General features: G+C 68.7%; 9 protein-coding genes. 5 read left to right on the top strand and 4 right to left on the bottom strand.

Translation table 11 applies throughout. The annotated features are described in order from the left end of the window. Nucleotides 1-119: 119 nt before the first annotated feature. Genes JWQ81_RS13235 through tkt form a run of 3 tightly spaced genes read right to left on the bottom strand, consistent with a single transcriptional unit; the run spans nucleotide 120 to nucleotide 4,968 of the window. Nucleotides 120-1,733, bottom strand: a complete 1,614-nt coding sequence (locus JWQ81_RS13235; RefSeq protein WP_297541150.1) for a glucose-6-phosphate isomerase — start codon at nucleotides 1,731-1,733, stop codon at nucleotides 120-122. Beyond that, nucleotides 1,730-2,842: a transaldolase gene (gene tal, locus JWQ81_RS13230; protein WP_297541148.1), complete on the bottom strand. Its 1,113-nt coding sequence runs from the start codon at nucleotides 2,840-2,842 to the stop codon at nucleotides 1,730-1,732. The genes JWQ81_RS13235 and tal overlap by 4 nt, the downstream gene beginning before the upstream one ends. A gap of 14 nt (nucleotides 2,843-2,856) precedes the next feature. Beyond that, the gene (tkt, locus tag JWQ81_RS13225; protein WP_297541146.1) at nucleotides 2,857-4,968 is read right to left on the bottom strand and encodes a transketolase; all 2,112 of its coding nucleotides are present in this window, start codon (nucleotides 4,966-4,968) and stop codon (nucleotides 2,857-2,859) included. Between the two features lie 331 nt (nucleotides 4,969-5,299). On the opposite strand from tkt, the gene JWQ81_RS13220 reads away from it, so the two are divergent. Next, nucleotides 5,300-6,277, top strand: a complete 978-nt coding sequence (locus JWQ81_RS13220; RefSeq protein WP_297541143.1) for a heme o synthase — start codon at nucleotides 5,300-5,302, stop codon at nucleotides 6,275-6,277. Between the two features lie 41 nt (nucleotides 6,278-6,318). On the opposite strand, the gene JWQ81_RS13215 is transcribed toward JWQ81_RS13220, so the two are convergent. Then, nucleotides 6,319-6,561: a hypothetical protein gene (locus tag JWQ81_RS13215; RefSeq protein ID WP_297541141.1), complete on the bottom strand. Its 243-nt coding sequence runs from the start codon at nucleotides 6,559-6,561 to the stop codon at nucleotides 6,319-6,321. A gap of 146 nt (nucleotides 6,562-6,707) precedes the next feature. Between JWQ81_RS13215 and JWQ81_RS13210 the strand changes: the two genes are divergently transcribed. The 4 genes from JWQ81_RS13210 (at nucleotide 6,708) to JWQ81_RS13195 (ending at nucleotide 10,765) form a co-directional block, all read left to right on the top strand. Next, entirely contained in the window at nucleotides 6,708-7,559 is an 852-nt protein-coding gene (locus JWQ81_RS13210; protein ID WP_297541139.1) for a helix-turn-helix transcriptional regulator, read from the top strand. 22 nt (nucleotides 7,560-7,581) lie between these two features. Next, the gene (locus JWQ81_RS13205; RefSeq protein WP_297541137.1) at nucleotides 7,582-7,767 is read left to right on the top strand and encodes a DUF397 domain-containing protein; all 186 of its coding nucleotides are present in this window, start codon (nucleotides 7,582-7,584) and stop codon (nucleotides 7,765-7,767) included. An 83-nt stretch (nucleotides 7,768-7,850) separates the two neighbouring features. Then, the gene (locus tag JWQ81_RS13200; protein ID WP_297541135.1) at nucleotides 7,851-10,097 is read left to right on the top strand and encodes an ATP-binding domain-containing protein; all 2,247 of its coding nucleotides are present in this window, start codon (nucleotides 7,851-7,853) and stop codon (nucleotides 10,095-10,097) included. 65 nt (nucleotides 10,098-10,162) lie between these two features. Further along, a complete protein-coding gene (locus JWQ81_RS13195) occupies nucleotides 10,163-10,765 on the top strand; it encodes an FKBP-type peptidyl-prolyl cis-trans isomerase (RefSeq protein ID WP_297541133.1) in 603 nt (200 codons plus the stop codon). Nucleotides 10,766-10,811 lie beyond the last annotated feature (46 nt).

Below are 10,811 nucleotides of genomic sequence, written 5' to 3'. Positions count from 1 at the left end.
CAGCTTCTTGCGGGACAGGTCACCGGTGACGCCGAAGATCACCACGCCGCACGGCCCGGCGATCCTGGGCAGCCGCTTGTCCCGCTCGTCGCGCAGCGGGTTGCGCACCACCGCCCTCGTCACCTGTTTACCTCCACCAGTGCCTTGACCAGTTCGGCCAGCCCGGCCACCCGGTCGGTCAGATGCAGGCGCAGCACCGGCCGGCCGTGGTCGGCGAGCACCGATCCGTCGCCCAGCGCTTGGGCGTGCTGCAACACGCCCAGTGTGTAGGGCCGGCTGGGCACCTGGATGTCTTCCTCGACCGCGCCGGTGACCTGGAGGAACACGCCGTTCTGGTGGCCGCCCTTGTGGTACTGGCCGGTGGAGTGCAGGAACCGGGGGCCCCAGCCGAACGTGGTCTGCAGCCCGGAGATCGTGGCCAGCTCCGGCCGCAGCACCGCCGTCGAAGCGTCCGCGAGCCGGTCCAGGTAGGCCTGCACGGACAGGTAGCCGGCGTCCGGGGCGGCGGCCAGCAGGGCACGCACCGCTCCGACCGCGGTGCGTTCCGCGTCGGCCGGCAGCCAGTCGCCGGCGAACACCTCGATCGCGCCGTCGGTGAAGGTGGGCGGGGAGTCGGAGCCGGCGGCCGGGGCGTCCAGCAGCGCCCTGGCGGCGTTCTTGGCGGCCTCCACGTCCGGTTGGTCGAACGGGTTGATGCCGAGCAGCCGGCCGGCCACCGCGGTGGCGTACTCCCAGAACAGGAACAGGCCACCGAGCGGGCCAGCGGTGGTGATCATGGCGCCGTCCGGGTCAGGGCCGATGGCCACCGTGGTGGCGTCGTCACCGGCGTCGGCGAACCCGGGCGCGTGCGCGCTCTCCACCACGACCGGCAGCAGTCCGGTGCCCAGCTTGCCGGTGGACTCCGCGATCAGCTGCTCGGCCCAGTCCGCGAAGCCGGCGATGCCCGAGCCGGTGTCGGCCAGCACGACCTTCTCCGCCCCGGCGGCGTGCCGGGAACCGAGGGCGGCGCCGAGCAGCAGGGCGGGGTTGTCCGTCCCGTCCTGGCCGAGCACCTCGGCGGCGGCCGCCGCGTCGTCGAGCAGCTGGCCGATGTCCGCGCCGGCCAGCCCGGCCGGCACCAGCCCGAACGCGGTGAGCGCGGAGTACCGGCCGCCGACGTGCGGGTCGGCGGCGATCACCGTGAGGCCGGCGTCCTCGGCGCGGGCGTGCAGCGGCGAACCGGGGTCGGTGACCACCACGATGTGCTCGGCGGGATCCAGCCCGGCGGCGACGAACTGCTCGGTGAAGATCCGGTAGTGGCTGTCCGTCTCCACCGTGGAGCCGGACTTCGACGACACCACCAGCACGGTCGAGGGCAGGTCACCGGCCAGCGCGTCGTCCACCTGGCTGGCGTCGGTGGTGTCCAGCACCACCAGCGGCACGCCGGCCGTCCGGCAGATCACCTCGGGGGCCAGCGACGACCCGCCCATGCCGGCCAGCACCACCCGGTGCACCCCGGTCGAGGCGAGCCTGGACTTCAGCTCGGCGACCTGGGCCACCAGCGGGCGGGAGCTGGTGCCCAGGTCCACCCAGTTCAGCCGGACCGACGCCTCGGACTCGGCGTCCGGACCCCACAGCGTCGCGTCCTTCGCCGCGATGCCGGAGGCGACCTTGTCATCGGCCAGCCCGGTCGCGATCCGCCTGGCCTCGTCGGCCAGGTCGGGATCGACGATCCGGAGTTGGACCGAACTCACTTAGCGGCCTCCAGCTGCTCGCGCACGGTCTCCTTGAGCTCGTTCCAGCTGGCGATGAACTTCTCCACGCCCTCGCGCTCCAGCACCTCGAACACGTCGGGCACGTCCACGCCGGCCGCGGTCAGCGCCTCGAAGACCTGCCGCGCGTCGTCGGCCAGGCCGGTGACCCGGTCGCCCTTCACCTCGCCGTGGTCGGCGAACGCCTTCATCGTCGCCTCCGGCATGGTGTTCACCGTGTCCGCGACGACCAGCTCGGTGACGTAGAGGGTGTCCGGGTAGGCCTTGTTCTTCACCCCGGTCGAGGCCCACAGCGGCCGCTGCGGGTTCGCGCCCTTGGCGGCCAGCGGTGCCCAGCGGTCGGAGGAGAACACCTTGCGGAACGCCTCGTGTGCCAGCCGGGCGTTGGCCACGGCGGCCTTGCCGCGCAGCGCGAGCGCCTCGTCGGTGCCGATCTTCTCCAGCCGGGGGTCGATCTCGGTGTCCACCCGGGAGACGAAGAAGGACGCGACCGACCGGATCGAGGCGAGGTTGTGCCCGTTCGCGGCAGCCTGCTCGAGGCCGCTCAGGTAGGCGTCCATCACCGTGAGGTAGCGCTCGATGGAGAAGATCAGCGTCACGTTCACGCTGATTCCCTCGCTGATCGCGCTGGTGATCGCCGGCAGGCCTTCCACGGTGGCCGGGATCTTGACCATCAGGTTGGGCCGGTCCACCCCCTTCCACAGGTCCAGTGCCTGCGCGGCGGTGGCCTCCGTGTCGTGCGCCAGGTCCGGGGCCACCTCGAGGGACACCCGGCCGTCGACGCCGCTGGTGCTCTCCCAGGTGCTGCGGAACAGGTCGCAGGCGCGCTGCACGTCGGCCACGGTCGCCTCGCGCACCGCGTCGTCCACCGATGCGCCCCGGGACGCCAGCTCGCGCATCTGCGCGTTGTAGGCCTCCCCGTGGCTCAGTGCGTTGGCGAAGATGGTCGGGTTCGTGGTCACGCCGACCACGTGGAAGTCGCGGATCAGCTCGGCGAGGTTGTCCGAGTCGAGCCGCTCGCGGGACAGGTCGTCCAGCCAGATGGACACGCCGGCCTCGCTGAGCGCGGCGAGTCGATTCTGCTCGGTCATGGGATGTGCGCTCCTCAGCTGTTCGTCTTCTGGAGGGAAGAGCGGGCGGCGGCAACCACGCTGTCCCCGGTGATCCCGAACTTCTCGTACAGCGTCTTGTAGTCGGCGCTCGCGCCGTAGTGGTCGATGCCGACGATCTCGCCGGCGTCGCCGACCCAGCGGTACCAGGTCAGCGGCTGGGCCGCCTCGACCGCGACCCTGGCCTTGACCTCCGGCGGCAGCACGGTGCGGCGGTACGCCTCGTCCTGCTGCTCGAACCACTCCAGGCAGGGCACCGAGACGACCCGGACGGACACCCCCTCGGCGGCCAGGCGCTCGCGGGCCTCGACGGCCAGCTGCACCTCCGACCCGGTGGCCATGATGATCACCTTCTGGGCGGACGGGCTGGTGTCGTCGAAGTCGGCCAGCACGTAGGCGCCCTTGGCGACGCCCTCGGCCGAGCTGCCCTGGAGGATGGGCAGGTTCTGCCGGGTGAGCGCGATGCCGGCCGGCGCCGTCGGGTTGGTCAGGATGGCCCGCACCGCGTACGCCGTCTCGTTCGCGTCGCCGGGGCGGACCACGTTCAGGCCGGGGATCGCGCGCAGCGCCGGCAGGTGCTCGATCGGCTGGTGGGTCGGCCCGTCCTCGCCGAGGCCGATGGAGTCGTGGGTCCAGACGTAGATGACCGGCAGCTGCATCAGCGAGGCCAGTCGGACGGCGGGCCGCATGTAGTCGCTGAATACCAGGAAGGTGCCGCCGTAGACCCGGGTGCCGCCGTGCAGCACGATCCCGTTCATGATCGCGCCCATGGCGTGCTCGCGGATGCCGAAGTGCAGCGTCCGGCCGTACGGGTTGGCGTTCCAGGTGTCGGTCGACGCCTTCTCTGGGCCGAAGGAGTCGGCACCCTTCATCGTGGTGTTGTTGCTGCCGGCCAGGTCGGCCGAACCGCCCCACAGCTCGGGCAGGACGTCGGCGAGCGCGCTGAGCGTTTCACCGGAAGCGACGCGGGTGGCGATGCCCTTGGCGTCGGGCGCCCAGCTGGGCAGCTTCTCGGCCCAGCCCTCGGGGAGCGTGCGGGTGGTGAGGCGCTCGGCGAGTGCCTTGCGCTCCGGGTTCGCCGCGCCCCACGCGTCGTACTTCGTCTGCCACTCGTCGTGTGCGGCCTTGCCGCGGTCGAGCGCCTGGCGGGTGTGCTTGATGACGTCGTCGTCGACCTCGAAGCTCTGCTCCGGGTCGAAGCCGAGGATCGTCTTGACGGCGGCGACCTCGGTGGCGCCGAGCGCCGAGCCGTGCGACTTGCCGGTGTTCATCTTCGTCGGCGCCGGGTAGCCGATGATCGTACGCACCGCGATGAAGGACGGACGGCCGGTCTCGGCCTTCGCGTTCCTGATCGCCTCTTCGATCGCGACGACGTTCTCGCCACCCTCGACGACCTGGGTGTGCCAGCCGTACGCCTCGTAACGCTTCACGGTGTCCTCGGACAGCGCGATGTTGGTGTCGTCCTCGATGGAGATCTTGTTGTCGTCGTAGAAGACGATCAGGTTGCCGAGCTCCTGGCGGCCGGCGATCGACGACGCCTCGGCCGTGACGCCCTCTTCGATGTCACCATCGGAGGCGATCACGTAGATGTGGTGGTCGAAGATCGACTCGCCGGGGGCCGCGTCCGGGTCCAGCAGGCCGCGCTCGCGCCGCGCCGCCATCGCCATGCCGACGCCGTTGGCGAGGCCCTGGCCGAGCGGGCCGGTCGTGGTCTCGACGCCGTCGGTGTGGCGGTACTCCGGGTGGCCCGGGGTCTTCGAGCCCCACTTGCGGAGCTGCTTGAGGTCGTCCAGCTCGAGGCCGTAGCCCGCGAGGTACAGCTGGATGTAGATCGTCAGGCTGCTGTGGCCACACGACAGGATGAACCTGTCGCGGCCGGCCCAGTGCTGGTCCGCCGGGTCGTGGACCAGCGTGCGCTGGAACAGCGTGTAGGCGAGCGGGGCCAGGCTCATCGCGGTGCCCGGATGGCCGCTGCCGCAGTTCTCCACGGCGTCGGCGGCGAGGACCCGGACGGTGTCCACCGCGCGGGTGTCGGTCGCTGTCCAGTCCGCGGGCACGTTTCGCCGCAGCAGTGGGTTGTTCTCGCTGGTTGAGGCGGTCTCAGGCACTGAACTCGAACTCCCCGTCGTCATGTGTCTTCCACGTCTTGAGCTTGGTGACTCTCTGGTGTGCCCGTGAGCACGCTCTACTAATCTCAATCGATCCCGAAGAGACGATATTCCTGCTCGGAGCTGTGCGCATGCGCACGCCGGAGCCCCGCGCGATCAGCCTAGTGGTTCGACCGTTCGTGCGATGCCCGGCGCGGCGTGAGGACCCGCGATCACGGAGCGAGAGGTACGCGTCTAGCATCGATCGCGGGCTCAGCCCCGCAGGTATCCGGGTTCCACCACAAGATCAACCAGGTGCCGGTGCCCGCCCCGATCTGACGCAGGGAGTGAAATGTCGTTGGTGAACGCTGCGCACGGCCGCAGTGACAGCGCCAGCGCGGTGCACGCCACCGGCGAACGGCCCGAGGGCGGGAAACGAACCCTGCGCTCGGTTTTCGGCGCTTATGCCGCCCTCGCCAAGCCGCGTGTCATCGAGCTGCTGCTGGTGACCACCATTCCGGCCATGTTCCTGGCCGGGCGGCAGATTCCGAGCCCGTGGCTCGTGCTCGCCACGCTCGTCGGCGGCACGATGGCCGCCGGCAGCGCGAACGCGTTGAACTGCGTGATCGACGCGGACATCGACAAGGTGATGAACCGCACCAAACGCCGTCCACTGGTGAAGGACTCGGTGTCGCGCCGCAACGCGCTGATCTTCGGGCTCACCCTCGGCGTGCTGTCGTTCGTGGTGTTGTACCTCACGGTCAACCCGCTGTCCGCGATCCTCGCCATCGTGACGATCCTGTTCTATATCTTCGTGTACACCCTGGTGCTCAAGCGGCGGACTTCACAGAACGTGGTGTGGGGCGGTGCCGCGGGTTGTATGCCGGTGGTGATCGGCTGGGCCGCGGTCTCCGGGACCGTGCAGTGGCCGGCGTTCGTGATGTTCGGCGTCATCTTCTTCTGGACGCCGCCGCACACCTGGGCGCTCGGCATGAAGTACCGCGACGACTACGAGCGCGCGGGTGTCCCGATGCTGCCGGTCGTCGCCACCGCCGAACACGTCGCGCGGCAGATCGTCATCTACTCGTGGGTCATGGTCGCCTGGACGATGCTGCTGATCCCGGTTACTTCGTGGTTGTACGCGTCGTTTGCGCTGGTCGCCGGTGGCTGGTTCCTCTTCTACGCGCACAGCTTGCAAGCCGCTGTGCGCCGTGGTGAGGAGACCAAGCCGATGGCGTTGTTCCACCGCTCGAACACGTACTTGATGGTGGTGTTCGTCGCGCTGGCCGTGGATTCCGCTGTCGGTCTGCCGGTGATCGCCCACCTCTAGGACTCGTGAGTGTTCCGGCCGGTTAGAACCGGCCTAAGTGCTCACGAGCTTTTGTCGGCGACGGCCTGGGTGATGGCGGCGTCGAGGGCGGTGCGGAACTCGACGATGTTGCGGTGCTGCAGGGTGAAGTACTCGCCGCCGGGGCCCGCGATGCCGATCTCGCCGTTGTTCGCCTCGACCCCGCAGACCCCCAGTCGCAGGTCGCTGTCCTGACACCGCAGCAGCCATTCGCGCCGGGGTGAATCCTCGGTGAACACGCTGAGCATGACGCTGTCGGCGGTCATGGGGCTCCTTTTCGCTGAGTTGATCGTCTCGCCAAGTATTGACGCACATCAGATGCACATGCAATTCCTCTTTTGGGTGAGGAGTCTGGCAATGCTGACTGCCGGAGGGTTGACTGTTTGTAGTCCCCAACCTGGAGGTGTGAGCAGTGGCTCGTCGTGCCGGTCCCTCGGTCAAATCCCGTCGTCTCGCGATCGTCCTGCGTCGTCTGCGCGCGAGTAGCGGACTCAGCGCGGCGGAGGTGAGTAGACAGACGGACCTTTCGGGCAGCAAGGTCAACCGCATGGAGAACGCCGAAATCGGCTTCTACATGGACGATCTGGAGAAACTGCTCGACTTCTACCGCGTCTCCGCGCAACGCCGGGTCGAGGTGATGGACATCGCACGCCACGCCGAACAGCGCGGCTGGCTGCGGATGACCAGCCCCAACCTCCCGCACGACTGGCAGACCTGGGTCGACTTCGAAGACGAAGCCAGCGGCATCCTTCAGTTTGCACCGCTGGTGATCCCAGGTCTGATCCAGACACCGGAGTACGCCAAAGCGGTCATTCAGGCGACCGGCAACAGCTTGTCGCCCGATCAGGTCGACGCGCTGGTCGCCAGCAGGATGGCGCGGCAGGGTTTGCTGTCGCGGTCGGAACCGTTGGGGCTCAAGGTGATTCTCGCCGAGAGTCTGCTCACCCAGCCATTCGGTGCGCCCGGTGCGCAGGGACGTCAGCTACGGAAGTTGCTCGACGATGCGTCCCACGAAAACGTTGTCATCCAGGTTCTGCCTACGGACGCCGGTTTGCATCCCGGACTTGCAGGTCCGTTCATCGTCCTTGAGTACGACGCTGAGGCGAGTCTCGTCCTGCTGGAGAACAAGGTCTCAAGCCTGTTCTTGGATGAGGAAGAACACATCGAGACCTACACCAGGACGTGGGCCGAGCTCGTTGATTTGTCTCATGGACCTGCTGAATCGCTAGAGCTGATCGCAGCTGCAGCGGGACGACTTTCCTGAATGACCGTGGGATCATGGCCACATGAGCCCACACTCCAACTCCAGTCCCCATTGGTTCAAGAGCAGTTATAGCGCCGACACTGCAAACTGCATCGAGGTCGCGCTCCAAGGCCCGGCGGTGGGGGTCCGGGACTCCAAGGATCGGGCCCTTCCGGCGCTTGCCTTCGCCTCGAGTGCCTGGTCTGCGTTCATCCGGGAGGTTCGCTAGCCTTTTCGCGGGAATGCCCAGGCGCCCGGCTTGGTTGGTCACTTCCGCCCCCTTCAGCTTCGACCACCGAGAGTGGGTTCCGCTTGTCCGTGTCTTCACCCGACACCGCCGCTGAGATCCAGCGGGAGCAGGACTACGTGTCCGTGCTCTACCGCAAACTCGACGCCGAGCGGGAAACCGCCCAGCGCCGGCTGGACTCCACGCTGCTCCAGACCGGTGGCACGCCGCAGGCTCGCACCGAGCGCGACGTCGCCACCAGCATGTACACCGAACGCCTCGCTCAGCTCGGGTCCGTTGAGCAGGGACTTTGCTTCGGCCGCCTCGACTTCCTGCCGGACGCCGAGGACGAAACCGCGTACATCGGGCGCCTCGGCCTCTTCGACGAGGACGACGAGTACCGCCCGCTGCTGCTCGACTGGCGTGCGCCGGTCGCGCGGCCGTTCTATCTGGCCACCGCCGCGTCGCCCGAGGGCGTGCGCCGACGTCGGCACATCCGGTCGCTGAGCCGGAAGGTCGTCGGCTTCGACGACGAGGTCCTCGACCTCCAGGCCGCTGACCAGGGTCAAGACCTCGGCCTGGCGGGGGAGGCCGCGCTGCTCGCGGCCCTCGAACGCCGTCGGACCGGCGAGATGAGCGACATCGTCGCGACCATCCAGGCCGAGCAGGACCGGATCATCCGGGCCGGGCTCAACGGCGTCGTCGTCGTGCAGGGCGGCCCCGGCACCGGCAAGACGGCCGTCGCGCTGCATCGCGCCGCGTACCTGCTCTACACGTACCGTCAGCAGCTCACCAAGCGCGGCGTGCTCGTGGTCGGGCCGAACAGCACGTTCCTGCGCTATATCGGGCAGGTCCTGCCGTCGCTCGGCGAGACAGGCGTGCTGCTCGCGACCGTCGGCCAGCTGTATCCGGGCTTGGTCGCCGACGGCACCGACACGCGTCTCGCCGCCGAGGTCAAGGGGCGTTCGGTGATGGCGAACATCCTCGCCAACGCCGTCCGGGACTGCCAGCGAGTGCCTGAACCGGTGATGGAGTTCGAGGTCGAGCGCGAGATCATGCGCCTCGACCGCAAAACATGCACCGAGGCGCGCGCCCACGCGCGCCGCTCACGACGTCCGCACAACCAGGCCCGTCGGCTGTTCGTGTCCGACCTTCTCGACGCGCTCACCAAACAGGCCGCGCGCAAGCTCGGTGAGGACCTCCTCGACCTCGACGACCTGACCGACATCCGCGCGGAGCTCGCGGCCGACAAGAGCGTCGCGAAGGCGATCGACTCGCTGTGGCCGGTGCTGACCCCCGAGCAGGTGCTCGATGACCTGTTCGCTGAGCGCGAAAGGCTTGACAGCGCAGCCGGGAAGCGGCTCAGCGAGGTCGATCGCGCGTCGCTCGTCCGGCCGATCGAGTCTCCGTGGACGCCTGCCGACATCGCCTTGCTCGACGAGCTGGCCGAGTTGCTCGGCGAGGACGACACCGAAGCGCGCGCTGAAGAAGCGCGTCGCGAGCGTGAAGAGCGCGCGTACACCGAAGGCGTCCTCGAAATCCTGGAGCAGGACGAAGAGATCATCGACGAGGAGCTGCTACGCGTCGGAGACGTCCTCGACGCGGAGCTGTTCGCCGAGCGGCAGCAGCGTCGCAGCGAGCTCACCGCGGCGCAGCGGGCGGCGCAGGATCGGACGTGGACGTTCGGGCACGTCATCGTCGACGAGGCGCAGGAACTGTCCGCGATGGACTGGCGCGTGCTGATGCGCCGCTGCCCGAGCCACTCGATGACGCTGGTCGGCGACGTCGCCCAGACCGGCGCGGCCGGCGGCGCGACGTCGTGGGCGGACGTGCTCAAGCCGTATGTCGCGGATCGCTGGAAGCTCGAAGAGCTGACGGTGAACTACCGCACACCGGCGGAGATCATGACCGTCGCGTCGGCGGTGCTCGCCGAGCTCGATCCGACGCTCGAAGCGCCGGTTTCGGTGCGGGAAACGGGTGTTGCGCCGTGGCTCGCCGAAGTCGGGCCGAGTGAGTTCGACGCGAAGCTCCGGTCCCTTGTCGACGGCGAACTCGACGCGGTGGACGGTGGCACGGTCGCGGTACTGTGTCCCGCTGACCGGGTCACTACGCTGACGGCGTTGCTCAGCGACGACGAGCGGCTGTCTGTGTCGCCAGTGGACCGGGCGAAGGGGCTCGAATTCGACTCCGTCGTGCTGGTCGCGCCGGACGAGATCGTCGCGGAGTCACCGAAGGGGCTGAATGACCTGTATGTCGCGCTCACCCGCGCGACGCGGCGGCTCGGTGTTGTCCAGACCGGAGAGGCTGTTCCGGCGCTGGCAGGCCTTGGCTAGGGCCCACCCGTCTCTCGCCGCCACCCTCAACGGTGACGCTGCGCGCCGCAGTTATTCTCCTTGCCATGCGCAATCTCGCCAAGATAGTGGTCGTAACGGCCGCGGTGCTTTCGGTGGCCGCCTGCGGTTCGACGAGTCAGGACGCGACGTCGGGCTCCGGCTCGTCGCCGTCGTCATCCCCGGCCGCCGCGGCGACGGGTCCGGTGGCCGGGCCGACGAAGGCGAAGCTGCCGGAGTGCACGGCTGACGACGTCAAGGTCGCCGGGGCGTTCGGGGTGAAGCCGACGATCACCCTCCCGACCACCTGCTCGGCGCCGTCGAAGCTGCTGACGAAGGACCTCGTGCCGGGGACGGGCGCGGGCGCCAAGACCGGTGACACGGTGACCGCGAACTACCTGCTCGAGACGTGGTCGGACAAGAACATCGTCGACAACTCGTTCGACCGCGGGCAGACGTTCCCGGTGCAGAACCTGGGGCAGGCGCCGGTCATCCAGGGCTGGAACGACGGCCTCATCGGCGAGAAGAAGGGCGCGCGGCGCCTGATCATCATCCCGCCCGCCTTGGGCTACGGCCCCCAAGGCAAGGACCCGGTGAAGCCGAACGAGACGCTCGTCTTTGTCGTCGACGCCGTCGATGTCGGCCCCACCACCGGCTCTCCGCAGGGCTAGGGCACCGATTGGACGTGAAGACCACCTTCATTGCGCAATGTGGTGT

The sequence above is a fragment of the Amycolatopsis sp. genome, from assembly GCF_025464955.1.
Taxonomy (GTDB): domain Bacteria; phylum Actinomycetota; class Actinomycetes; order Mycobacteriales; family Pseudonocardiaceae; genus Amycolatopsis.
This window is presented reverse-complemented; position numbering and strand designations above follow the sequence as displayed.